At 72.9% G+C, this 22,843-nt stretch carries 27 protein-coding genes; 10 read left to right on the top strand and 17 right to left on the bottom strand.

The annotated features are described in order from the left end of the window. Window positions 1-6: 6 nt before the first annotated feature. The 4 genes from ACZ4TR_RS13135 to ACZ4TR_RS13120 all read right to left on the bottom strand — a co-directional run bounded on the left by ACZ4TR_RS13135 (window position 7) and on the right by ACZ4TR_RS13120 (window position 3,366). Window positions 7-555 carry a DUF1062 domain-containing protein gene (locus ACZ4TR_RS13135; RefSeq protein WP_465287221.1) on the bottom strand — a complete coding sequence of 183 codons (549 nt, stop codon included), beginning with the start codon at window positions 553-555 and terminating at the stop codon, window positions 7-9. Window positions 556-754: 199 nt separating this feature from the next. Beyond that, the gene (locus ACZ4TR_RS13130) at window positions 755-1,318 is read right to left on the bottom strand and encodes a class F sortase (RefSeq protein ID WP_465287220.1); all 564 of its coding nucleotides are present in this window, start codon (window positions 1,316-1,318) and stop codon (window positions 755-757) included. 4 nt (window positions 1,319-1,322) lie between these two features. Then, a complete protein-coding gene (locus ACZ4TR_RS13125) occupies window positions 1,323-2,102 on the bottom strand; it encodes a choice-of-anchor P family protein (RefSeq protein WP_465287219.1) in 780 nt (259 codons plus the stop codon). Between the two features lie 772 nt (window positions 2,103-2,874). Then, window positions 2,875-3,366: a hypothetical protein gene (locus tag ACZ4TR_RS13120; RefSeq protein WP_465287218.1), complete on the bottom strand. Its 492-nt coding sequence runs from the start codon at window positions 3,364-3,366 to the stop codon at window positions 2,875-2,877. A gap of 110 nt (window positions 3,367-3,476) precedes the next feature. On the opposite strand from ACZ4TR_RS13120, the gene ACZ4TR_RS13115 reads away from it, so the two are divergent. Both ACZ4TR_RS13115 and ACZ4TR_RS13110 read left to right on the top strand, forming a co-directional pair. Further along, window positions 3,477-4,316 carry an LLM class F420-dependent oxidoreductase gene (locus ACZ4TR_RS13115; RefSeq protein WP_465287217.1) on the top strand — a complete coding sequence of 280 codons (840 nt, stop codon included), beginning with the start codon at window positions 3,477-3,479 and terminating at the stop codon, window positions 4,314-4,316. A gap of 151 nt (window positions 4,317-4,467) precedes the next feature. After that, on the top strand, window positions 4,468-4,764 hold the full coding sequence (locus ACZ4TR_RS13110) for a DUF1540 domain-containing protein (protein ID WP_086673666.1): 297 nt from the start codon (window positions 4,468-4,470) through the stop codon (window positions 4,762-4,764). Here the strand turns inward: ACZ4TR_RS13110 and ACZ4TR_RS13105 are convergent. Then, a complete protein-coding gene (locus ACZ4TR_RS13105; RefSeq protein WP_465287216.1) occupies window positions 4,754-5,122 on the bottom strand; it encodes a hypothetical protein in 369 nt (122 codons plus the stop codon). The two genes, ACZ4TR_RS13110 and ACZ4TR_RS13105, sit on opposite strands and share 11 nt — an antisense overlap. Window positions 5,123-5,148: 26 nt before the next feature. Next, window positions 5,149-5,748 (bottom strand): SRPBCC family protein, encoded by a 600-nt coding sequence (locus ACZ4TR_RS13100; RefSeq protein WP_465287215.1) that lies wholly within the window; start codon window positions 5,746-5,748, stop codon window positions 5,149-5,151. Between the two features lie 116 nt (window positions 5,749-5,864). Here ACZ4TR_RS13100 and ACZ4TR_RS13095 point away from each other — a divergent pair, with 116 nt between their 5' ends. Further along, window positions 5,865-6,509 carry a TetR/AcrR family transcriptional regulator gene (locus tag ACZ4TR_RS13095; RefSeq protein WP_364525459.1) on the top strand — a complete coding sequence of 215 codons (645 nt, stop codon included), beginning with the start codon at window positions 5,865-5,867 and terminating at the stop codon, window positions 6,507-6,509. A gap of 152 nt (window positions 6,510-6,661) precedes the next feature. Here the strand turns inward: ACZ4TR_RS13095 and ACZ4TR_RS13090 are convergent, their stop codons facing one another. The 3 genes from ACZ4TR_RS13090 to ACZ4TR_RS13080 form a co-directional block, all read right to left on the bottom strand. Further along, a complete protein-coding gene (locus tag ACZ4TR_RS13090) occupies window positions 6,662-7,135 on the bottom strand; it encodes a hypothetical protein (RefSeq protein WP_465287214.1) in 474 nt (157 codons plus the stop codon). Window positions 7,136-7,171: 36 nt separating this feature from the next. Continuing rightward, window positions 7,172-7,489: a hypothetical protein gene (locus tag ACZ4TR_RS13085; protein ID WP_465287213.1), complete on the bottom strand. Its 318-nt coding sequence runs from the start codon at window positions 7,487-7,489 to the stop codon at window positions 7,172-7,174. 151 nt (window positions 7,490-7,640) lie between these two features. Further along, window positions 7,641-9,668, bottom strand: coding sequence for a glycosyl hydrolase family 65 protein (locus ACZ4TR_RS13080; RefSeq protein ID WP_465287212.1), 2,028 nt, complete (start codon window positions 9,666-9,668; stop codon window positions 7,641-7,643). A gap of 198 nt (window positions 9,669-9,866) precedes the next feature. On the opposite strand from ACZ4TR_RS13080, the gene ACZ4TR_RS13075 reads away from it, so the two are divergent. Together ACZ4TR_RS13075 and ACZ4TR_RS13070 are read left to right on the top strand one after the other, a co-directional pair. Beyond that, window positions 9,867-10,898: an ion channel gene (locus tag ACZ4TR_RS13075; protein WP_465287211.1), complete on the top strand. Its 1,032-nt coding sequence runs from the start codon at window positions 9,867-9,869 to the stop codon at window positions 10,896-10,898. Window positions 10,899-10,998: 100 nt separating this feature from the next. Continuing rightward, a complete protein-coding gene (locus ACZ4TR_RS13070) occupies window positions 10,999-11,415 on the top strand; it encodes a hypothetical protein (RefSeq protein WP_465287210.1) in 417 nt (138 codons plus the stop codon). A 224-nt stretch (window positions 11,416-11,639) separates the two neighbouring features. Here ACZ4TR_RS13070 and ACZ4TR_RS13065 read toward each other — a convergent pair whose 3' ends face one another. Together ACZ4TR_RS13065 and ACZ4TR_RS13060 are read right to left on the bottom strand one after the other, a co-directional pair. Then, window positions 11,640-12,065, bottom strand: a complete 426-nt coding sequence (locus ACZ4TR_RS13065) for a pyridoxamine 5'-phosphate oxidase family protein (protein ID WP_465287209.1) — start codon at window positions 12,063-12,065, stop codon at window positions 11,640-11,642. 34 nt (window positions 12,066-12,099) lie between these two features. Continuing rightward, window positions 12,100-13,044: a substrate-binding domain-containing protein gene (locus ACZ4TR_RS13060; RefSeq protein WP_465287208.1), complete on the bottom strand. Its 945-nt coding sequence runs from the start codon at window positions 13,042-13,044 to the stop codon at window positions 12,100-12,102. Between the two features lie 81 nt (window positions 13,045-13,125). Between ACZ4TR_RS13060 and ACZ4TR_RS13055 the strand changes: the two genes are divergently transcribed. Next, window positions 13,126-13,980, top strand: coding sequence for a LysR family transcriptional regulator (locus tag ACZ4TR_RS13055; protein ID WP_465287207.1), 855 nt, complete (start codon window positions 13,126-13,128; stop codon window positions 13,978-13,980). A gap of 8 nt (window positions 13,981-13,988) precedes the next feature. On the opposite strand, the gene ACZ4TR_RS13050 is transcribed toward ACZ4TR_RS13055, so the two are convergent. Continuing rightward, on the bottom strand, window positions 13,989-14,627 hold the full coding sequence (locus ACZ4TR_RS13050; RefSeq protein ID WP_465287206.1) for a VOC family protein: 639 nt from the start codon (window positions 14,625-14,627) through the stop codon (window positions 13,989-13,991). 64 nt (window positions 14,628-14,691) lie between these two features. On the opposite strand from ACZ4TR_RS13050, the gene ACZ4TR_RS13045 reads away from it, so the two are divergent. Further along, entirely contained in the window at window positions 14,692-17,424 is a 2,733-nt protein-coding gene (locus tag ACZ4TR_RS13045) for a helix-turn-helix transcriptional regulator (protein WP_465287205.1), read from the top strand. Window positions 17,425-17,468: 44 nt separating this feature from the next. Here the strand turns inward: ACZ4TR_RS13045 and ACZ4TR_RS13040 are convergent, their stop codons facing one another. Next, complete coding sequence (locus ACZ4TR_RS13040) at window positions 17,469-17,600, bottom strand: hypothetical protein (RefSeq protein WP_364525487.1); 132 nt, start codon at window positions 17,598-17,600, stop codon at window positions 17,469-17,471. Window positions 17,601-17,700: 100 nt separating this feature from the next. Here ACZ4TR_RS13040 and ACZ4TR_RS13035 point away from each other — a divergent pair, with 100 nt between their 5' ends. Continuing rightward, complete coding sequence (locus ACZ4TR_RS13035; RefSeq protein ID WP_465287204.1) at window positions 17,701-18,303, top strand: hypothetical protein; 603 nt, start codon at window positions 17,701-17,703, stop codon at window positions 18,301-18,303. Between the two features lie 13 nt (window positions 18,304-18,316). On the opposite strand, the gene ACZ4TR_RS13030 is transcribed toward ACZ4TR_RS13035, so the two are convergent. From ACZ4TR_RS13030 to ACZ4TR_RS13020, 3 genes are read right to left on the bottom strand one after another with little or no spacing between them, the layout of a single operon-like run. Continuing rightward, window positions 18,317-18,664 (bottom strand): STAS domain-containing protein, encoded by a 348-nt coding sequence (locus tag ACZ4TR_RS13030; RefSeq protein ID WP_465287203.1) that lies wholly within the window; start codon window positions 18,662-18,664, stop codon window positions 18,317-18,319. Further along, the gene (locus ACZ4TR_RS13025) at window positions 18,661-19,884 is read right to left on the bottom strand and encodes a PP2C family protein-serine/threonine phosphatase (RefSeq protein WP_465287202.1); all 1,224 of its coding nucleotides are present in this window, start codon (window positions 19,882-19,884) and stop codon (window positions 18,661-18,663) included. The genes ACZ4TR_RS13030 and ACZ4TR_RS13025 overlap by 4 nt, the downstream gene beginning before the upstream one ends. After that, on the bottom strand, window positions 19,884-20,684 hold the full coding sequence (locus tag ACZ4TR_RS13020; protein ID WP_465287201.1) for an alpha/beta fold hydrolase: 801 nt from the start codon (window positions 20,682-20,684) through the stop codon (window positions 19,884-19,886). The genes ACZ4TR_RS13025 and ACZ4TR_RS13020 overlap by 1 nt, the downstream gene beginning before the upstream one ends. Before the next feature lie 98 nt (window positions 20,685-20,782). Here ACZ4TR_RS13020 and ACZ4TR_RS13015 point away from each other — a divergent pair, with 98 nt between their 5' ends. Next, window positions 20,783-21,148, top strand: a complete 366-nt coding sequence (locus ACZ4TR_RS13015; protein ID WP_465287200.1) for an ATP-binding protein — start codon at window positions 20,783-20,785, stop codon at window positions 21,146-21,148. Between the two features lie 264 nt (window positions 21,149-21,412). Then, the gene (locus ACZ4TR_RS13010; protein ID WP_465287199.1) at window positions 21,413-22,504 is read left to right on the top strand and encodes a S1 family peptidase; all 1,092 of its coding nucleotides are present in this window, start codon (window positions 21,413-21,415) and stop codon (window positions 22,502-22,504) included. Here ACZ4TR_RS13010 and ACZ4TR_RS13005 read toward each other — a convergent pair. After that, the gene (locus ACZ4TR_RS13005; protein WP_364525507.1) at window positions 22,501-22,767 is read right to left on the bottom strand and encodes a GlsB/YeaQ/YmgE family stress response membrane protein; all 267 of its coding nucleotides are present in this window, start codon (window positions 22,765-22,767) and stop codon (window positions 22,501-22,503) included. The genes ACZ4TR_RS13010 and ACZ4TR_RS13005 overlap by 4 nt on opposite strands. Between the last annotated feature and the right edge of the window lie 76 nt (window positions 22,768-22,843).

Here is a 22,843-nt window from a genome sequence, read left to right as displayed (position 1 = left end):
AGTGGCTCAGCGTTTCAGCGTGAAGGTGAAGCCGCCGGAGAGCTTGCCGCTCAGCCGGACCGCTGAAACGAGCTTTTCTTCCGTGATCAGCCGCTCCACTTCGGCCCGCGAAAGGCCGCACCCTTCGGCGATCAGCCGCACCGGCCGGACCGGGATCCGCGCGGCGAAGCGGACCTCGACGTCGATCACCTCGTGGTCCAGGTCCTCCGGGTCGCCGGTGTCGAGACGCCACGCGCCGTCCCAGTCGAGGGCGATGTGGTTGCGGCGCCGCAGCACCGGGTCCTGGAGGAGTTCGGCGGCGAGACCGGGGTCGTTGTTCTGCAGCCGGTCCAGCAGTTCCGGCCGGACGGAGCGCACGTTCACGCGCTCCAGGACCGTGAGCTTCACCGTGTCCCCGCACGCGGTACAGAGCGCGAGGAGCCAGGCGTCGAGGAGCTTGTGGTGGGCGTTGACGCGAAATTTGCCGTTCGCCCGGAACCGCTCGGCCCCGCACACGTGGCAGCGGCGGAGGACGAGCGGCAGGCAGGTGGGTACGACGACCCAAGTGACGAGCACAGGAGTACACCGGTTTCCGTGAGAAGTCCGCAGCAAAAGGCGGCGCGGCGCAGAGGCGCGACGCGCGACGATTCAGCACTCGGGGTGTCTCACGCGATGTACAACGGCACGTCCTTCGGCCAGGAGACGGGGCTCGACAGGACGATAGCGGCGCGCGGCGGTGGCGTTCCACCGATTTTCGCGCGCCGCCGGCTCGACGTCAGTTCTTGAGCTTGGCGTACACGATGACGTTGTCGAGGTAGTTCCGGTTGGCGGCGTCGTACTTGCCGCCACAGGTGATCAGGCGCAGCTCGGGCTCGGACGTGTTGCCATACACGGCTTCGGTCGGGAAGGACTTCTTCGCGATCTGGTCGACCTTCGTCACCTCGAACGTCAGCTGCCCGCCGTCGGCGCGGCCGACGTGCACGGGGTCGCCCGGCTTCAGTTCGTGCAGCCGCCAGAAGATGCCCTTGCGGTGGTCGCCGTCGATGTGGCCGAGGATCACCGCGGGCCCGATCTCGCCGGGCGTGGGGCCGTACTCGTACCAGCCGGCCTGCAGCGGCTGGTCGACCGGCGGCACCTCGACGGTGCGGTCGGGGTTGAGCCCGAGCGACACCAGCGTCGACTTCGCGTCGATCGCGGGGACGTCCAGCGCGGTCGGCAGGGACCGGCTCAGCCCGGCGGAGACGGGTGCCGGCGGCGGGGCGGCGGGCGTCGCCGTCGCCCCGCCGCAGCCGGCGAGCAGCAGGGCGGAGACGGCGGCGAGGAGGGCGCGGCGCAGCACCGGCTCAGCCCTCCGTGACGAGGCCGGCGAGGCTGCCGTCGCCGGTCTGCGGGGCACCGGCGGGAACGACGACGACCTGGCCGGGCCCGGCCGGCCGCGGCGGCGCCTCGGGAGCGCGTTCCTTCGACGGACCGCAGGTGACGGAGGCCAGCTTGACGTCGCCGCTGCCGAGGGCACCGGTCGTCTTGCCGCCGAGCAGCTTGACGTGCAGGGCGGTGACTTCCAGGGAGCCGTCGTAGCGCTGCTTCTGCTCGTTGACGATCAGCTCGGCGACGCCGGGGATGCCGAGCGTCTGGTTGGGCGAAGTGGCGGCGGGCAGCGTGCCGAGCCGGCCGAGGTTGACGCCGGCGAGGTCGCTGCTGCCGGTGACGTGCCCGTCGGCCGACCCGCAGCGGGCGCTGATCAGCCGGATCGACGGCACGCGCCCGGCGGCCGCGGCGAGCAGCGGCAGCGTCGCCTCGGCGACGCTCGCCTTGGCGGCCACGGAACCGGCACCGCCGACGACGGAGCTGCTGATCGCCTTGGCGGTGACGAGCCCCTTGAGCGGCACGTCGGCGACGCTCGCCTCGGCGGGGCCGGTGCTGCTCGACCCGGCCAGCTGCCCGGTGTCGACGGTGATCCCCTTGCCGTCGGTGAGCACCCCGGGCAGCAGGGAGACGCTCGCCGACGCGCCGAAGGCGGACCCGGTGACGGCGTCGCCGGCGGTGGCGACACCGGCGGAGCCGGTGAGCACGGCGACGGTCACGCCGGCCAGGCTCCCGGCTCGGAGCAGGGTCGTGCGCATGAAGAAAGTCCTTTCGCCGGAACGGAAAACGGGGAGACACCGCGGCGGGACGTGACCCGGCGGCGAGGGAAAGCCCGGCCACGCTATCAAAATCGCCACGGGGGGCAAGGATTCCTTGCGGCGGCGGGAATTCCGGCGTTCGCCAACGGTGATCTTCCGAGTCGCGGGAACCACGAAGCGGTCACGGTGGGGCGGGCTTTCCTGCCGTTCGTCGACAACCAGTAGTGCGCACTGCGGCATTCGGGGAGGGTCGACGCGGGATCAGACACGGACGAGTGATTACTCGGACGGGCGGCGGCGAACACGCAGGGTGATGTGACCACCACGGCCCCAGGCCCGATCCGCCGGCGGCGTGCAGGGAGGTCGCGAAAGAGTCATTCGCGACACTCGACCCGCGCCCGCCGCCCGCCGCCCGCCCGGCTTCCGGCTTCGCCCGCTGGCTTCTGGCTGCGGCCCGCTGGCTTCCGGCCGCTGGCGGCCGCCCGGCCCGCTGGCCGCCTGGCCCGCTGGCCGCCTGGCCCGCTGGCCGCCTGGCCCGCTGGCCGCCTGGCCCGCTGGCCGCCTGGCCCGCTGGCCGCCTGGCCCGCCGGCCGCCTGGCCCGCCGGCCGCCCGGCTCGGCCGCCCGCCCGCCCGGCCCGCCGGGCGCCCGGCCGGTCGGCCGCCCGGCCAGCCTGCCGGAATCGCGGCCCGGATGCAGTGAATGACCCATTCCTGTCGTCGGATGAGGTGAATGAGTCATTCATTGACGTCGCGCTCGCCGGCGGCGTCCGCTCAAGCCCGGTAGGGGCCGTGGTTCCCGAGGTCCGGGCTCACCCGCGGCGGCGGGCCGCTCTGCCCGGGCACCGGCGTCACGGTCGTCTGCTCGACCCCGGCCTCGGCGACCGGCTGGACGTACACCTCGCCCGGCCGGTCGGTCTCCCGCTCCTGGAAGTGGGTTTCGACGATCGTGTCCTGCCGGCGGCGGTTGAGAACGGCCAGGGTCAGCCCGTGGGCGACCGCCAGCAGCAACAGGAACACGCCGAGCCGGCCGACCAGCGCGGCCGTCGATCCCGACCAGCCGGGGCCCACCACCGACAGCAGGGCCAGGACGCCGAACGCGACCAGGTGGAAGACCGTCACCACCATCCACGCCATCGAGCGGGTCCCTTCGCCGCCGTCCGGGCCGCTCAGGTAGCGGCGGCCGCCGCGGTAGAGGATCTGGCCGTCGGCGATCACGAAGATCAGGCCGATGATCAGGAACCCCGGGAGTTCGTTGTCGGGCATCGTCTCCTCCTCCTTTCGGGCGGGGTACCCGGCGACCGCGTCCCGATGAGCCGCTTCACCGGATCGAGCGAAGACGGTCCTGGAGGGACTCCAGGTTTACGATCGCGATCATGCGATTCGCCATCAAGACCTCGCCCCAGAACACCGAGTGGGCGGACATGCTCGCCGTGTGGCAGGCCGCCGACGAGATCGAGCTGTTCGAGTCCGGCTGGACCTTCGACCACTTCTATCCCATCTTTTCCGATTCGACCGGGCCGTGCCTCGAAGGCTGGGTCACGCTCACCGCGCTCGCGCAAGCCACGAAACGGCTCCGGCTGGGCACGCTGGTCAGCGGGATCCACTACCGCCACCCGGCACTGCTCGCGAACATGGCCGCGACGCTCGACATCGTTTCGGGCGGACGGCTGGAGATCGGCATCGGCGCCGGCTGGAACGAGGAGGAGTCCGGCGCGTACGGCATGGAGCTCGGCACGGTCAAGGAGCGCAGCGACCGCTTCGAGGAAGGCTGCGAGGTGCTCGTCGGCCTGCTGACCCAGGAAACGACCTCGTTCCAGGGGAAGTACTACCAGCTGGCCGACGCGCGCAACGAGCCGAAGGGCGTGCAGAAGCCGCACCCGCCGATCTGCATCGGCGGCAGCGGCGAGAAGCGAACCCTGCGCACCGCCGCGAAGTACGCCCAGCACTGGAACTTCGTCGGCGGCACGCCCGAGGAGTTCGCCCACAAGCGGGAAGTGCTGCACCGCCACTGCGCGGACATCGGCCGCGACCCGGGCGAGATCACGCTGTCCTCGCACGTCCGCCTCGGTCCGGACGGCGACCACGCCAAGGTCGCGGCCGAAGCGGAGGCGCTCGGCGAAGCCGGTCTCGACCTCGCGATCGTGTACCTGCCGCCGCCGCACACCCCGGCCGTGCTGGAGCCGCTGGCGAAGGCGCTCGAACCACTGCGCTGAGCCGGGCCGGTGTCGCGGCGGGAAGCGCGGTTCTCACCCCGGCGTGCGGAGTCGATCACCCGGCCGAGTTGCCGCGAATTGCGCGACCCCGGACCCGGTGGGAGCGTCGGGAAACCGAACTGCTTTCCCACCACGGATCCAGGAGTCGCGCATGACCACCACCGAAATGCCCGCCGTGCACGAATGCACCGTCAGCGGCTGTTCCTACAACCACGACGGCTGCCACGCCTTCGCCATCACCGTCGGCGGCGACAACGGTTCCGCCGACTGCGGCACTTTCGTCCCGCTGAACACGAAGGGCGGCCTCGACCGCGTCGTGGCTCAGGTCGGCGCCTGCTCGCGGGCGGACTGCCGGCACAACTCCTCGCTGGAGTGCACGGCTTCGAGCGTCCGGGTCGGTCCGGGCGAAGGCGGGCACTCCGCCAACTGCCTCACCTTCACGAAGTAGTACTCGGCGTACCCGGCGCCGGTCGGCTCCCGGCCGGCGCCGCGGCGCGCCGTCGCACCAGATGCAACCCGGCGGCGGCCACGGCCCCCGCTGCCGCGACGACGCCCGTCGCCACCGGGCTCAGGGACTTCGACAGGCTCGGTGCCGTACTCGGCCCGAGCAGCCAGACCGCCAGCGGGATGACGTAAGCCACCGCCATCAGGCCACTCCACCAGCGGGCCGCGGGGGACCGCAGGGTGCGGGCCAGCACGATCGCGACCGGGATCCCGGCGAGCAACGCGAACTGGCCGGCGACCATGACCGGGAACGCCCACGCCGCGACGAGCACGGCCTTCGACGGGCGAGTGGGTGCGGACATCGCTTTTCTCCTTCGGGTTTTGGAGCTCAGCAGGGGCGGGCTTCGGCGGCGGCCTCGAGGTCGGCCAGCCAGAGGTCGAGACCGAGGGCGAGGTACTGGATGGCCGTGGCGGGGTCGGCCTCGACCTGCGCGCCCGTCCAGCTCTCCTCGGTGCGGACGACCACGCCGCCCCGGGCCGGGGTAAACGTCCAGACGTGGACGCCCCGGTCGATGCGCAGGCCGTCGCCGATCGCCGGGCCCGTCCAGCGGACGCACCGGCCGGGCTGGATCTGGCCGACGGTGGAGGTGATGACGAGGGTCGTGGCGGGGGAGGACGGCGTCGCCGGGGCCGGGGTCGTCCAGCGGAACCGCGAGCCCGGGTGCAGGGGGCCCGGGTCCGGCCGCTTCGCGCTGGTGACCGCGGCCTGCCAGCTCGGCCACCCCTCGACGCCGGTCTGCAGCTTCCAGACGGTGTCCACCGGCGCCTGGACGAACGTCTCCGTCCGGTAGTGCACCTGGGCAGCGGGATCGACGCCCTGACCTCGGCAGGTCAGCGGGCTCGCGGTGGCCGCGTCCGCCGGGGTGGCGGCGAAGAGGGCCGCGGCGGCCAGCGGGACGGCGAGCAGGGCACGGGCGGTCTTGACCATGGCGGGCCTCCTTGGTTTGTTAGTGGCTATCGCTCTAGTTAGAAGCTATAACTTGCAGTGGCTTAGTGTCAATAAGAAAAGTGATAGCCTCTAACTCAACCGGAAGGGAGCCGCTCATGACGGACGCGGGGCCGACCTCACGCGAGCGCTACCGGGCGCAGGTGCGCGCGGAGATCAAGCAGCACGCGTGGGAGCAGATCGCCGAGGCGGGCGTGCCGGCCCTGTCGCTCAACGCCATCGCCAAGAAGCTCGGGATGAGCGGACCGGCCCTCTACCGGTACTTCGCGAACCGGGACGACCTGGTGACGGCGCTCATCCGCGACGCGTACCGGAGCGTCGCGGACACGGTCCGCGCGGCCTACGACGGCGGGGCGGACCTGGCCGGGCTGGCGCACGCCATCCGGGACTGGGCCCGCGAGGACCCCCAGCGCTACTTCCTGATCTACGGCACGCCCGTCCCCGGCTACCACGCGCCCGAGGACACCACCGCGATCTCGCACGAGGTGATGGCGGTGCTCATCGAAGCCTGCGGGGCGCGGCCGGCGGAAGCGGCGCCGACGCCGTTCGACACGCACCTGGAAGACCACCGCGAGTGGGCCGGCGGCCACCCGGCGCCCGCGGCGGTCCTGCACCGCGCGCTGGCGTTCTGGACCCGCTTGCACGGCGTGCTCTCGCTCGAACTGGCCGGCCACTTCGCGGGCATGCGCTTCGACGCCGGCCTGCTGATCGACGAGGAAGTGGCCGCCCTCACCGCCGGGTGAGCGACGCGGGGCCGGCGCGCTCAGGCGGCGGACTTCGCGACCGGCGCCGGGCCGACACCGCCACGATCACTCGGCCGCTGTCGCCTCGTCGGCGGCGAGGCGGGGCCGCTGACCTGGGATCGCGCCGCCCGGCGCGGTGCTCGCCCGGGCGGTCAGGGGGTGAAGCAGCTCAGCGACGGGAGCGCGGCCGCCGAGCTGTCCGACAGCTCGACGAACCACACCAGCAGGTGGATCACGACGCCGACGACGTCTTCGGGCTCCCCGCGGGTCGCCAGCTCCACCTGGATGTCGCGGCTGGCTTCGTCGTCGCCGAGGGTCGCGAGCAGGGCGCGCAGCGCGGCCAGGGGCCCGGGCGGCAGCCGGTCCACCTCGACCGCCCGGGCCTGCTCGTCGGCCACGGCGATGGTGAAGATCGTCCCGGGATCGGCCGGGTGGCGGGCGCGGACCACGGCCGCGCACCGGCTGACCAGGTCCCCGGCGATCTCGGCGGGGACGTGCGGCGAGCCGGCGCGGGCGAGGACGTCCAGCGCGTCGGCCACTTCGTCGTACGCTCCGGCCAGAGCGGATTCGACGAGATCGGTGGTGAACTGCCGGACCGTCCCGGCGGAGTTCCGCTTCTCCGTCATCCGGTCGAGGTACCCGGCCGGCCCGGGCTTAACCGGTCAGCGCGGCTCCGGCAGCGCGAAGAGGGTGTGCTGGGCGGGGTCCTCCGGCTCGCCGCCGAGGCGCAGGCACTTGCGGCAGGTCACCGGCAGGTCGACCGGGGTGATCTCGCCCGCCGCGCCGAGCCCGGACCACCCCTGGTGGCAGGCGGGCGCGGGCAGGGTCAGCTCGTCGAGCCAGGGCACCCACGCCACCCGGTGGGCGACGCCGGACCGGCCGATCCGCAGCCGCATCCCGGTGAAGAGGCGGTGTTGCGCGGCCGCGAACCGTTCGGGGTCGACACGAGTGGCCGGGAACAGCGGGATCGGTTCGCTCACCAGTCCAGTATGCGGGGCCCGGGTGCGTGTGCGCGGTGGCCGGCCGGTCGGGGGGCGTGCCGCCCGGCCACCGCGAACGAACAACGAGAGGGCCGCTTCGCCGCGACTATGACGGCCGGGCGCCCGGTTCACCGATTCGGGTGACGCCGGCTCAGCCGGCGGCCAGCCAGTCGAGGTTGACCGAACCGGTGTCCCCCGCCGCGTACGACAGCGTGACCACCGGATCCCGGCCGGAGAGCGGGACGTCGGCGAAGGTCACGGTGCCCCAGTCGTCCCAGCTGTCGGAGACCTTCGGGAAGCTCACCTGCCGCAGCGGGCGGCCGTCCACCGACAGCGTCATCGTGCGGGCGTCGCTGTTGGCGTTGGCGTAGCGCACGGTGAGCGCGGTCGTCGCCGGGCCGGTCGACGTGCGGTGCAGCGTGAACGACGACGCCGCGCCCGGGGACCAGAGCCCGTCGAGGAACGCGCGGCCGGAGTAGCCGGTGTGGTTCACGTTCGTCTTCACGCCGCCGGTGTTGACCGCGTCCTCCGCTTCGAGGTGACCGGGGGCCGGGCAGCCGTCGACGGTGCCCGCGGTGTCGGCGCACCGGTCGGCCGCGTCGGGCACGTGGTCGCCGTCGCGGTCGCCGGCGGCCGCGCCGGTGAGCGTGATCGCGACGGTGTGGCTCCCGCTCAGCGTGGCCGGGACGGCGTTGCCCGGTGCGGGCCTGCCGTCGATCGTGAACGAGCTGACCCTGGTGCCCGCGCCGCGCAACGAAATCGTGAGGTTCGCGGCGCGGTAGCTCAGGTTCCGGAGGGTGACGTCACCCCAGCCGGCGGGGAGGCCGGGCGCGAACGTCAGGCCGCGGTCGGTGAACGTCAGACCGAACAGGCCGGTGTGGATCATGTCGAGGAACGCGGTGGCCGACCAGGTCTGGTCGGGTTCGGAGCCCCAGTGGAACTTCACGGTGTCGCCGAGCCGCTGGTAACCGCCGTCCACGACGCCGGTGCGGCCGTTGTAGATCTCCCAGAACCCACTGTTGTTGTCCGCCAGCTTCGCCAGGCGCGCGGTCTCCGATGCGAAGGCGCTCTGGTCACCCTGCCCGGCCAGGGCCTTGGCCCACAGCCCCTGCACGAGCGGCCACACGATCGCGTTGTGCCGGCCCGGTTGCGCGTCCGAATAGCGGTCCCAGTTCGGGAAGGTGTCGGGCATGCCCCACGGCATCTCCTGCGCGTGGGCGAGGATCGACCGGGCCTGGGCCGGGTTCGCGATGCCGAAGAGCAGGGCGAACGCCAGCCCGGTGCCTTCCTGGTAGGCGCCGCGGCTGCCGTCGGCGAGCAGCTGGTAGTCGTACAGTCCGGTCCGCGCGTTCCAGAAGTGCCGGTTGATCGCGGTCTTCAGCGCGGTGGCCTTGGTCCGGTAGCCGGCGATCTCCGCGCCGGGACGGCGAAGCTTCTCCGCCATGTTGGCCGCGTTGACGTAGGCGGCGTAGTAGACCTCGTTGGTGCTCAGGTACATCCCGCTCGCCACGCCCGGCCACGGCGAGCTGCCGGTGCTGACCGACTCGGTGGCGTCGGCGGGCGGCGCGGGGTAGCCCGCGATGCCGTCGTTGAAGAAGGACGGACCGGTGAACAGCCCGTACGTCGCGTTGAAACCGGCCGTGGTGGCGTGTTCGCGGATCGTCAGCGTGTTCGCCGTCGTCCGGTAGGCGTTGTCGAGGAACCCGCCGTCCCCGGTCACCAGGTAGTGGTGCCACGCGGCGCTCGCCCAGACGACCTGGTCCCACTGCTGGTCGTCCTGCTGCACGCGCAGGGCGCCACCGGCGTCCTTGTCGACGACCGCCCACAGCGTGTTCTTCGCGAGGGCGGGGGCGAGGAGGCTGGTCGCGTTCCAGCTGTTGATCGAGGCGTCACGGGTCCACGGCTGGTCGTAGCCCCCGCCCGCGCGGACGAGCCCGGTGGCCGGGTCGAGCAGGCCGCTCTTGCCGTACTTCGGGTCGTAGCCGATCGTGTTGGTGCGCAGCAGGTTGTCCAGCGCTTCGCGATAGGCCGTGCCGTACAGGGCTTGGCTCGCGGGGTTCGCGAACTCGAGCTGCGGAGGCGGCGGGCTCGCGGCCGCCGGGGTCGTGGGTGACACAGCGGCGATGACGCCACACGCGACAGCCACGGCGAAGACCGCCGAAGCGACCCGTTTCTTCATGCGCGTACCTCTTTCGGCGCCCGGGGGACCGGGGACAGTCCACCACGGAACGCGAGTTCTTCCCGGGGCACGCGGGAATCCTGTCCGTTTATGTCCGGCGGCCCGGACCGCCGTCACGGTCCGGTAAAGACCGTTGTGCCTGGTAGCACCGTGTGATCGGCTGTCGGGACCCGTGATCGAATCCGGTGAGGAGGGTCGGTGACGTTCTTCCTCTCGCGGCTCTTCGCGCGCTGGGTGCCCCACCGCGGCTGGCTCCTGCCGATCGCCGTGGTGGTGGTCGTGTTCGCGACGAGCTGGCCGCTGATGGCGCTCGCCGAACCGGCCGGCAGCGAGCTCGTCCGGCCCGGCAACTTCTGGTGGTACTTCGTCGTCACGACGACCACGGTCGGGTACGGCGACTTCTCGCCCGAGACGCTCGCCGGGCACGTCGTGGGCGCGTACGTCATCGCCGGCGGGCTGGCCACGCTCACGACGGTGTTCACGAAGCTCGCTTCGGTGCTGGAACAGGCGAAGGGACGGCGGATGCAGGGGACGGAGGCGACGCGGGCGACCGCCCACACGGTGCTGATCGGGTACGCGGCCGGGCGGACCGAGCGGATCGTGGCCCAGCTGCTGGCCGACGGCGTGACCGGGCTGGTGCTCTGCGCGGAGGTGCCGGTGCACCCGATGCCGGGGCAGCCGGTGGAGTTCGTCCGCGGCGAGCCGACGGTCGCCGCCGTGCTGGACCGGGCGGGGGTGCCGCGCGCGGCCGCCGTCCTGGTGGACATGGCCGACGACAACGAGGCGCTGGCCGTCGCGGTCACGGTGGACCACGCCAGCCCGGCGTCGCACGTCGTGGTCACGCTGCGCGACCTCGAGCGGGCGGAGCTGCTGCGGTACGTGGACCCGCGGATCCGGTGCGTGCAGTGGCACACGCCGCGGATGGTGACCGAGGAGCTGACGTCGCCGGGGATCGCCGAGGTCTACGCGGAGCTGATGACGGCCGGGGGAGCGGACACGTTCTCGGTGACGCTCCCGGAGTCCCTCGGCCGGCTGCCGGCGTCGCGCTGCCGGGTGGCGCTCGGGCGCGCGTACGGCGCGACGGTGCTGGCCGCGCGCACGGGGCAGGACCTGGTGGTGAACCCGGCGTGGGACGCGGAGCTGGCGGCGGGCGCGGTGCTGTACTACGTCGGCCCCCGGCGGCTCACGGGCGGAGAAGTCGAGACGGCTCTGCGGGACGCCGAGCTGTGATCCACGCGCTTTGTCCGGATTTCCGGCCGCCGATGGTGGCCGGTTCGGGCTGGGGGTTGCATACTGCGACCATGGCGCGAGGGAAAGCGGAGGTCGCGCGGTGAGTCCCCGGGAGGGGCCCCGCCCGAAGTTCGGCAGGATCGACCCGTTCTGCCTGATGGCGGTGCTGCCGGTGCTGCTGGTGGCCGGCATCCTCGGGTCGCTGGTCAACGTGGCCTTGGGGCTCGGGTGCGCGGTGTTCGCCGGGCTGATCGTGCTGTTCGACTCGTGGGCGAACCGCCCATCCCGGGCCCGCGAGCCCGAGCCGGAGCCGGAGAGGCGCGAGCGACCACCCCGCCCGGCGGCGGCCCGCCCCCCGGCGCGGCGCCCCGGCCCGCCCCCACCGCGGCCGCAGGTCCCTCGTGGGCAGGCCCCCCGGGCACAGGCCCCGCGCACGCAGGCGCAGCGCGCCCAGCAGCCGCCGCGTGCGCAGCCGCCACGGGCACGGCAGGCCCCGCGTGAGGCGCCGTATCACTGAGCGAGGGTTCGCACACGGCGGGTAGCCGGGTGCGAACTGCCTCGCGGTTGCGCAGCGCCCAGCCGTAGTACTGGTGTCGCGCGTCCGAGATCCGTCGACAGCAGCCTGGCGATGCGCCCGGGCGGCTGAAGGTGCCCTTCACTGCGTCAGATACGAGGAAGGGGACCTTCAGCTCGCGTGGCCAAACCCGTGCCGGCCTCACCTCAGTCCGAAGTGGACAGCGCTCACACCGCCCCCATGTCCAGCGACAGCCAATGCTCGGGCCGCAGGAACACCACGACGTGCTCCCCGAGCTGCGTCCGCTCGAACTCCAGGAACCCCGCCACCTTCTCCTCCGGCAGGTACCGTGCCGCCATTTCCCTGGCGCGCTCCGGGGAGTCCGGTTCCGTCCTCGTCACCGGCCCCTCCACCGACACGTACCGGACCGTCGGCGTGGTGCGCTGCGCCATCAAGCTGAACCGTCCCGCCGCTTCGATCGCCTTCATCTTGCGAGAACCCGGTGCCGTGCGCACCCAGAGCTCGCCGCCCGGGGTGTACTGGTACCAAAGGGGAACCGTCAGTGGCGCGCGGTCCGGCCGCTCGGTCACCGACAGCGCGCCGATGTGGGGTTCCGCCAGGAATCGCTCGCGTTCCGCTGCCGAAAGTGCCATGCGCCGCACGCTACCTCGCACCCCCGACAAGAATTCACGTGTCGAGGAGCGCGAACACCTCGTCGACCGCCCACCGACGCGAAGACAGACCCTGTTCGTGGTGGTAACGGAGGTACGTCTCCAAGACCGCGCGGTTGGCCGAAATCCCGTACGGCCACCAGTCCGGGCCGAACTGCGGCTCGTTGCGCTCGACCAGGGCGTGCATCCACGGCACCATCGTCGGCACCTGGTACAGCCGGCGACCGCGCCGGTACCGGTCGGCCGCCGCCGACGCCGCCTCCGAGAACAGCCGGTAGACGCCGGGGGCGTGCTCCAGCAGTTCGCGCCGGATCACCACCGCGTGCATGATCGGGAAGATCCCGGTGCGCCGGTGGTAGTCGCGTTCCACCGGCTCGAAGTCGGGGAACAGCCGGGCCACGTCCGGGGCGCCGTCCAGCACGCACTGCGGGACGTTGGCCGAGAAGAGCGCGTCGATCTCGCCCGTGGCCAGCAGGTCGCCCAGCGCCCGGTCCGTGGTCGTGACCGGCACGTCGTCCGGGTGCGGGTGCGGGATGAAGCCGAACGGCGCCGACGGGCGGTCGAGCCCGCCGATCACCCACTCGTTGCGCGCGGGCTCGAAGCCGTACTCATCGCTGAGGATTCCCTTGGCCCACACGCCGGAGTCCTGGCCGTAGGTGCCGAACTCGCCGATCGTCCGGCCCACGAGGCCACCCGGTCCGGTGATGCCCGACCGGGTGTTGACGAAGACGCACGAGTGCCGGAACACCCGGTTCGGGAAGATCGGCAGGGCGACGTACGGCAGGCCGGACTCCAGCAGCCGGAGGTAGAACGTCAGGCCGAGCTCGCCGACGTCGACCCGCCCGCCGGCCACCCGCTCGAAGATCTCCGGCAGCGTGGCGGCCGTCGTGACGTCGACGTCCGGCCGATCGAACAGGGCCTGGGTCGTGTCGTACCGGTAGCACGCGATCGTGAGAGTCATACCGGGGATCGTCGCCCGCCGGGACCGGGTGGGTCCAAGTCCGGCTCGGTCGATCCGATACCGCACGGGTATCGTGTCACGGTGGATCTGCGCTCGCTCGGGTACTTCGTGGCCGTGGCCGACGAGCGGCACGTCGGCCGGGCGGCGAGCCGCCTGCACATGACGCAGCCGCCGCTCAGCCGGGCGATCCGGCAGCTGGAGGACGAGCTCGGCGCGGCCCTGTTCGACCGGACCCCGAAGGGCGTCGCCCTCACGCCCGCCGGCGCGGCGCTCTACGGCGAAGCGGACGCGCTGCTGAAGCAGGCCGCGCGGATCCGCGGCCGGGTGACCGCCGCGGCGGGCGCGGCCACCCTCACGATCGGGACCCTGGCCGACGCGGCCGAGCACGTCGGCGGCCGGCTGGTCCCGTTGTTCCGGGAGCGCCACCCGCACGTCGACGTCCGCGTGCACGAAGCGGACCTGAGCGACCCGACGGCGGGTCTGCGCGCCGGGCTCGTCGACGTCGCGCTGACGCGGACTCCTTTCGACACCACGGGAATCGGCTCGCAGGTGCTGCGCTCGGTGCCGGTCGGGGTGGTGGTCCGCGACGACGACCCGCTCGCCCGCCGCCGCTCGGTGGCGGCGGCCGGGCTGGCCGGGCGCCGGTGGGTCCGGCTGCCCGACGGGACCGATCCCGCCTGGACCGCCTACTGGACCGGTGGCGCGCCCGGCGACGCGGCACCGGTGCTGCGGACCGTCCAGGAATGCCTGCAGGCGGTGCTGTGGAACGGAACCACGGCGCTCGCCCCGGTCGACCAGCCCCTGCCGGCCGGGCTGGTCGTCGTCCCGCTGGCGGACCGGCCGCCGAGCGACCTCGTCGTGGCGTGGCCGAAGGCCGGCCGGAGCCCGCTGGTCCGCAGCTTCGTCCAGGTGGCCTGGGCCGGCTACCGGGACTGACCGGGCACTCAGGCGCCTTGGTGCTCCGCCATGTACCGGGCGTACCAGGCCGGCCATTCCGCGTCGTACTCCCCGGTCTCCTTCTCGTGTTCGCCGTGCGCCGCCGCGGCCTCGCGCAGCGAGCGCTCCAGCTCCTGCGCCGAGCCGTACGTCACGCCGTCGACCCGCCCGGGGAACCGGGCGGTGATCTCCTGCAGCAGCCACGTGTTGCCGTCCGGGTCGCTGAACGACGCGAACGACGAGTACGTGCCGCGGCCGGGGTGCGCGCCCGGGGCGAACGCGCCGGTCTCGTCGCGGTGGAAGACGTCGCTGACGTCGACGCCGTGGCCGGCGAGCTCCTTGCGGGCCGCTTCGATGTCCTCGACGACCAGGTAGGTGCTCCGGACCGACCCCGGGGCGGCGTCGGTGATGCCGGTGCCGAAGTGGACCGACGCCGGCGACCCCGGCGGGGTCAGCTGCACGACCCGCGAGGCGCCGAACTCGATGTCGGCGTCCTCGCGCCAGCCGAGGGTCTTGTAGAAGTGCTTGGTCCGGTCGACGTCGGCGACGGGCAGGACCACGACTTCGAGCTTCATGTCCATGATCGGGAACTCCTCCGGTGCGGCGGCAGGGGACTCGGTGCCGCTCGAGACCACTCTCCCGCGCATCCGGCCCGGTTCGCCCCAGGGAGACACCCTGGTCATTCACCCGGGCCCGGTAATGTTCCGGACCATGTCGGGTCAAGGGCTCCTCGGCCGGGACGACGAACGCGCGGTGCTCGACCGGCTGCTCGCCGACGCGCGGGCGGGGGCGGGCCGGGCGCTCGTCCTGCGGGGCGAGGCCGGCATCGGCAAGACCGCCTTGCTGGAGCACTTCACGGCCCGGGCGGCCGGGTGCCGGATCGCGCGGGCGATGGGCGTCGAGTCCGAGCGGGAACTGCCGTACGCCGGGCTGCAGCAGCTGTGCGCGCCGTTCCTCGACCGCCTGGACCACCTCCCCGGCCCGCAGCGCACCGCCATCGGCACGGCGTTCGGTCTGACTTCCGGCGAGCCGCCGGACCGCTTCCTCGTCGGCCTCGCGGTGCTGACCCTGCTGGCCGAAGTGGCCGAGGAGGAGCCGGTGGCCTGCGTGATCGACGACGCGCAGTGGCTCGACCGCGTGTCCGCGCAGACCCTCGGGTTCGTCGGCCGGCGGCTGCTGGCCGAACGGGTCGCCCTGCTGATCGCCGTCCGGGAGCCCGCCGGCGAGCTCGACGTCGCCGGGCTGCCCGACCTCGAGGTGCGCGGGCTGGGCGACGCCGCGGCCCGCGCGCTGCTGGACTCCGTGCTCAAGGGCCCGGTCGATCCGCGGGTCCGCGACCGGATCGTCGCCGAGACCCGCGGCAACCCGCTCGCCCTGGTCGAGCTGCCCCGGTTCCGGACGGCCGCGGAGCTCGCCGACGGGTTCGAGCAGCCGGGTGTCCTGCCGCTGGCCGGGCGGATCGAGCAGTGCTTCCTCCAGCAGCTGGCCCCGTTGCCCGCCGACACCCGGCGGCTGCTGCTGACCGCGGCCGCGGAGCCGCTCGGCGACGCCACGCTGCTCTGGCGCGCGGCCGGCGAGCTCGGCCTGGGTGCCGACCCGGCGGCCGCGGCCGAGGCGACCGGGCTGATCGAGTTCGGCCCGCGGATCCGGTTCCGGCACCCGCTGGTGCGCTCGGCCGTCTACCGGTCGGCGCCGGCGCGGGAGCGACTGGAGGTGCACCGGGTGCTGGCGGCGGTGACCGACGCGGCCGTCGACCCGGACCGCCGCGCGTGGCACCGCGCGCAGGCGACCGTCACCCCCGACGAGGACGTCGCGGCCGAGCTCGAGCGTTCCGCGGGACGAGCGCGGGCGCGCGGTGGCCTGGTCGCGGCGGCCGCGTTCCTCGAGCACGCCGCCGCTTTGACACCCGACCCGGCGCGGCGTGCCCGCCGTGAACTCGCGGCGGCGCGGGCGAAACGCGGCTCGGGCGCGCTCGAAGCGGCACTCGGGTTGGTGAGCGCGGCGGAGGCCGGGCCGCCCGACGCCGTCCGGAGCGCGGAGGCCGACCGGCTGCGCGGCCAGGTCGCGTTCGACCAGCGGCAGGGGAGCGAGGCGGCCCGGCTGCTGCTGCGAGCCGCCGGTCACCTCGCCCCGGTCGACGCCGGACTGGCGCGCGAGACCTACCTGGAGGCGCTGGGCGCGGCCGTCTGGGCCGGGACCGGGCTCACCGAAGCGGCCGAAGCCGCGTGCGCCGCCCCGCCGGCGCGGGTACCGCCGAGCGCCGCCGACCTCGTGCTGGACGCGCTCGCGACCCGCCTCACCGCCGGCTACGAGACCGCGGCGCCGCGGCTGACCCGCGCCGTCGAGGCCGTTCAAACCCTCGACGTCGCGACCGAGGACACCGACCGGGTGCTGTGGCTGCTGGGCAACCGCGCCGGCGGCACGATCGCCACCGAGGTGCTCGACTTCGCGGCCGGGCGGGCGCTGGCGGCGCGTCAGGTCCAGCTCGCGCGCGACACCGGCGCGCTCGTCCAGCTGCAGTTCGCGCTCAACTTCCTGGCCAACCACGAGCTGCTGGCCGGCGAGCTGGCCGCGGCGGAGACGATGGTCGAGGAGGACCGCCTGCTCGCCGACGTGACCGGCGGCCCGCCGGTCGGCTACAGCGCGATCCTGCTCGCCGCGCTGCGCGGCCGCGAGGGGCCGGCGTCCGAGCTGATCGCGGCCGCGGCGAAGGACGCCGCAGCACGCGGCCAGGAGCGGGTGGTGACGTTCGCCGACTACGCGAACTCCGTGCTGTGCAACGGGCTCGGCCGGCATGACGCGGCTCGCGACGCCGCCCGCCGGGTGTTCGAGCGCGATGCCGTCGGCCACCAGGCACTCGCCACGGCGGAGCTGGCGGAGGCGGCGTCACGGACGGGCGACTCTTCGCTGGTGACGGCTGCGCTCGACCGGTTCGAGGTCCGGGCGGCGGCGACCCCGAACGCGTGGACGCGCGGCCTCACCGCCCGGCTGCGCGCGCTGGCGGGCATCGAGCCGCACCGCCACCACCGCGAGTCGACCGACCTGCTGGCCGGGACGCCGCTGCGCGTGGAGGTGGCTCGCGGCCACTTGCTGCACGGGGAATGGCTGCGCCGCGAAGGCCACCGCGCCGAAGCCCGCGACCACCTGCGCACGGCACACGACCTGCTGGCCGCGATGGGTCTCGAAGCGTTCGCCGACCGGGCGCGGCGCGAGCTGCTCGCGACCGGCGAGACGGTCCGCAAGCGCACCGCGGAGCCGACCGGCGAGCTGACCCCGCAGGAGCTGCAGATCGCCGCACTGGCCCGGGAAGGGTTCTCCAACCCGGAGATCGGCACCCGGCTGTTCCTCAGCCCCCGCACGGTGGAATGGCACCTGCGCAAGATCTTCGGGAAGCTCGGGATCAGCTCACGGCGCCAGCTGCGCGACACGGCGCTCGCGCGCTGACCGCGGGTCCCCGGCGCGGAGAGGTCCGCACCGGGGACGCCGGCTCACTGGCAGGCTTCGCAGTCCGGGTCGTCGATGCGGCAGGCCGCGCCGTCGGTGAGCTCGAAGTCGAAGTCGTCGAGCGCGGGCACCACCGGGGTGGTGGACGGTTCGGCCGGCGTGGTCGTGGCGGACATGGCCCTCCCTAGGGATTCGTACGGTTCCTACCCTCTGTAGCGCCCAAGATCGACGCGCATTCCGTGACGCGGAGCACACCCGTTCTGGTAGCTTCCCGGCATGCGCCTCGCCTACGCCCGGACGCTCGCGATCTTCGCATCCCTTCTGATGTTTTCCCTGGTCAGTCCACCCGCGAACGCGTCCCCGCGGGCCGGTTGCGAATGCTCGACGCCGTCGATCGACCGGCTGCAGCAGTGGCTCGCCAGCGGCGAGGGCACGACCGTCCCGCCCACCGGGAGCCTTCTCGTCCCCGAAGGCCACCGGTACGCGGCGAAGGTGACGTTCCTCAACCCGGAGTGGCACGTGGTCGTCGTGTGGCTCGGCAACCAGTTCGAGGCGCAGGCGGATCTCTCCCGCTCGGCCGGCTTCTGGCTGACCTACAGCGCGACCGACGACCTCTACGTCCAGCTGCGCCCGGCTTCCCACTGGAGCGGCGGCGACAAGTGGCTCACGCTGGTGCCCTCGACCCGCGGGAAACTCGTCAGCAAGTTCTTCGGCTTCCAGCCCGAAGCGTGGACGTCGCTGCCGGAGCTGGGCACCCCGGCGTACTCGTTCGCGTCGGCGCTGACCGAGGCTCGCGGCCTGGTCTTCGTGGGCAAGACACCCAACCGGCTCGAGTTCCGCGGTCTGCGCGTCGACGGCTACCGGCCGCCTTGCCTCTGAAGCGAAGCACCGGTCAGCTGTGGGCGGAGATGGCGTCCTCGGCCGTCGGGTAGGTCGGGAAGAAGTCCGCCAGGCCGGTCAGGGCGAGGGTGCGCGTGAGCCGGGCCGGAACCGCGACCAGCGCGACCTTCGCCTCGGCTTCCTCGGCGACGTTGCGCGCCGCGATGAGCGCCGAAATGCCGCTGGAGTCGCAGAAGCTCACGTCCGCCAAGTCCACCACCAGCAGCTGCCCTGGGGTCAGCGTGAGCCCGGCGATGTGCGCGCGGAGCCGGGGCGCGGTGGCCACGTCGAGCTCGCCGCGGACGGTCAGGACCGGGCCGCTGGCCGCCGGCTCGGTCGAAGTCGAGAAAGCGCTCGTCATGGCTGGTCGCCTCCGGACTGGGGGATGCTGAACGCCAGCAGGGCGGTGTCGTCCTCGACGCCGTCGCCGAAGCCGGCCAGCAGGTCGGTGACCGCCTCGACCACCGCCGGAGCGGTGGCCGGGGCCAAGCCGGTCAGGTCCGCGCGCAGCTGCTCCTCGCTGTAGCGAGCGCGGCCGTGCGTACGGGCTTCGGTCAGCCCGTCGGTGTAGAGGAGCACGGCGTCGCCGGCCTCCAGGCGCACGTCCACCGCGGCGAAGCGCGCGGTGGGCAGGGCGCCGACCAGCTGGCCGCCCCGGATCGGCACGAACGTGGCCGTCCCGTCGGCCCGGATCAGCAACGCCGGTGGGTGGCCGCCGCCGGCCAAGGTGAGCGTGGCGCTGTCCCCGTGCGGGCGGATGCGGCCGTGGATCACCGTGCAGTAGCGCGGATCGGTGCCGCGGAACTGCTGGCTGAGCACCGTGTTGAGCGTGCCGAGCGCGACGGTCGGGTCCGGGTCGTGGACCGCGGCCGCCCGCAGCGTGTAACGCGCCAGCGACGTCACGACCGCGGCGGGGGCGCCCTTGCCCGAGACGTCGCCGAGGAAGAACCCCCACGTGCCGTCGTTGATCGGGAACAGGTCGTAGAAGTCGCCGCCCACCTGGTCGGCCGACGCGGGGTGGTAGTACGCCGCCACCTGCATCCCGGGCACTTCGGCCAGCGCGGGCGGCAGCAGCGTCTGCTGCAGCGTCTTCACCAGCCGCTGCACCCGGTCGCGTTCACGCTCGGCTTCGTCGCGCGCCCGCAGCAGCTCCTGCTCGTAGGCCCGCCGGTCGCTCGCGTCGAACACCGTGGTGCGGATCAGCTGCGCCTCGCCGTCGGAGCCGGTCTTGACCGTCGAGGTCACCAGCACCGGCAGCCGGCCGCCGCTCGCCGTCTTCATCTCGAAGGCGACGCCGCCGAGCTCGCCCTGCATGCGCAGCAACGGCGCGAAGTGCGTCTCGTGGTACAGCCGGCCGCCGACCGTGAGCAGGTCGGAGAACCGGCGGCGCCCGACGATCTCCTCCCGGTCGTGGCCCAGCCAGCCGAGCAGCGTCGCGTTGATCTTCGCGATCGTGCCGTCCAGCAGCGTCGAGAGGTACCCGCAGGGGGCGTTTTCGTAGAGGTCTTCCGCGCTGTCCTCCAGAAGTGCCGAAAACGCGGGGTCCGCGTTTTCCCGGTCGCCGGCATCGGCTTCGCACATCATGGGCCGCTCACGAACCCAGTGATCGCGGCCACGGTGGCTTCGGGGGCGCTCAACTGCGGGCAGTGCCCGATCGCGTCGAGGGTCACCAGGCGGCTGCCCGCGATGTTCTCGTGGGTGAACCGGCCGACTTCCGGCGGCGCGATGGCGTCTTGGGCGCATTCGACGACCAGTGTCGGCACGGAAACCTTCGCCAGGTCGGCGCGGTTGTCGGAGAGGAACGTGGCCCGAGCGAAGACGCGCGCGATCGCGGGATCGGTGCGGCAGAAGCTGTTCGTCAGCTCCTCGCCCAGCTCCGGGCGGTCCGGGTTGCCCATGATCACCGGCGCCATCGCCGCCGACCAGCCCAGGTAGTTCGACTCCAGTGCCTCGAGGAGCTCGTCGATGTCTTCGCGGCTGAACCCGCCGCGGTAGTCCTCGTCGTCGATGTAGCACGGGGACGGCGTGAGCAGCACCAGCTTCGCGAACCGGTCCGGCTCGTGGTTGGCGGCCAGCACCGCGATCATCGCGCTGACCGAGTGCCCGACGAGCACGACGTCGGTCAGGTCCAGTTCGTGGCACAGGGCCAGGACGTCGTCGGCGTACCCGTCGAGCGTGCCGTAGCGCTCCGGGGTCCAGGCCGACAGGTCCGAGCGCCCGGCGCCGGTGTGGTCGAACAGCACGACGCGGTACTGCTCGGCGAGGGCGGGGACGACGAGGCGCCACAGGTTCTGGTCGCAGCCGAAGCCGTGGGCCAGCAGCACCACCTGCCCGTTTTCGCGGCCGGTGACGACGACGTTGTTCCTGGCGCGCATGCTCACCGGGCACATCCTGCCACCCAGGGACCGGCGGCGTGCTCCCCGCCGTGGGTTGTTTGAGGTCCACCGGAAGTGGGTACGCCACACTGGTTTGAAGGAGTGTGAGAACCATCCCGACGCGCGAGCTCGGCACGGGTACCGACCAGCCGGCACAGGTCCGGGAGTGGGCCCAGGGTCTGCTGACCGGCCTGGATCCGGAGCGCCTCGCCGACGCGGTGATGGTGCTCGACGAACTGGTTTCGAACGCGCTGTGCCACGGCACCGCCCCGATCCGCGTGCGGCTCGTCCGGGCGGCGCGGCACCTGAGGTTCGAGGTCACCGACGCCAGCCCCCGGCCGGCCCGGCCACGGCCGCCGGACATCGAGGGCGGGCGGGGCCTGATGCTGGTCGACGCGTGCAGCCGGGACTGGGGCCAGTGGCGGCACGACGCCGGCAAGACCGTCTGGGCCGAACTCGCCGGAGACTGAACCTTCTTCGCCGCGGCGATGGGGTCGAGGCCGCGTTCGTCCTGAATGGACAGACCACGCGTCCCGGGTGGTCCGGTCGCGGTGCTGTCCGGTTACTTGCGCGGGGTGATTTGTCCGGTACCTATCTTTTGTCCTGTCCGACGAAAGTCGGTACCGCCGGTCCCGGCCACGGATCACCCTCGGGCGCACCGGAACACCGGATCCCATCGCGACCGGCGTGGCCATCCCTCGCGCCGGTTTCCCTCGTGAAAGCGAGTACCCGGCATGCGCACAAGAAACCTGCTCGCCCGCTCCGCCACCACCCTGGTGGCCGCCGCCGCGGTCGCCGGCTTCCTGACCAGCCCGGCCGCCGCCGTCACCATCGACGGCTACTCACCCGACGTGCAACGCGACGCGGTCGCTTCCCTCGCGGCGGACGCCGGGATCAGCGAATCCGCCGCCGTCGCGTTCCTGCGGACCCAGGCCGCCAGTGCGGAGACCCTGCACCAGGTCACCGCCGCGCTCGGCTCGCTAGCCGTCGACGGCTACCTCGACGCGGCCGCGAAGCCCGTGGTGAACGTGCTCGACCAGGCGGCCGCCGACCGGGTCCGGCTCACGGGGGCGCAGGCCCGGCTGGTCAAGCACTCGAGCGCGGCTCTGGCGGGCGCGCAGGACGCCCTGCAGGCGCTGCCCGCGGTCGCGCACACGTCGATCGGCCTCGACCCGAAGACCAACCAGGTCGTGCTTACCGTGGCGGACGCGGCGCGCGGCACCGACGCCCTGCTGAAAGCCGCTTCCGCACTCGGCGACCGCGTCCGGGTGGAGCGCGTCGCGGGCGAGCTGCACGCCGCGATCTACAACGGCGAAGCCATCACCGGCGGCGGCACCCGCTGTTCGGCCGGCTTCAACACCAACCGCGGCGGCGTGAACTACATCGTCGACGCCGGCCACTGCACGCGCGCGGTGTCGCAGTGGAACGTCGGCCCGTCGCAGGGTTCGAGCTTCCCGGGCAACGACTACGGGCTGATCCGCAACACCACCGGCAGCGCACCCGGCGCGGTCACCCTGTGGAACGGCTCCACCCAGCGGATCAGCTCGGCCGGCACCGCGACGGTCGGCCAGCGCATCAGCAAGAGCGGCAGCACCACGCACCTCACGTCCGGCTCGGTCACGCGGACGAACGTGACGGTGAACTACGCCGAAGGTTCGGTGTCGCAGCTGATCCAGACCAACGCGCTGGTCAACCCGGGCGACTCGGGCGGCTGCCTGTTCGCCGGCAGCGTCGGCCTCGGCATCACGTCCGGCAAGGGCAGCGGGACGTCGTTCTTCCAGCCGGTCGGCGAGGCGCTGAGCGCGTACGGCGTCAGCCTCAACTAGTCACGCCGGCTGCGGCCGAACGCCATCCGGTAGATCACCAGGATGATCAGCGCGCCGAGGATCGCCAGACCCCAGGTGCGGAGGTCGAAGAAAGTGCCGAGGTCGGTGTGGAAGAGGGTCTTGCCGACCCAGCCGCCGACGAAGGCGCCGCCGATGCCGAGCAGGATCGTGATGATGCAGCCGCCGGGGTCCTTGCCCGGCATGAGGGCCTTCGCGATCACGCCCGCGATGAGCCCGAGCACGATCCAGCTGATGACGCCCACGGGTGCCTCCGTCCGCCTGTCTTCCTGACGGCACAGGATGGCAGGCGGACGGCACCCCGGCGCGATCAGCCACGCC

The organism is Amycolatopsis sp. NPDC028719, assembly GCF_055565395.1.
Note: the sequence above shows the minus strand (reverse complement) of the source record. Positions and strands in the feature narration are given on the sequence as shown.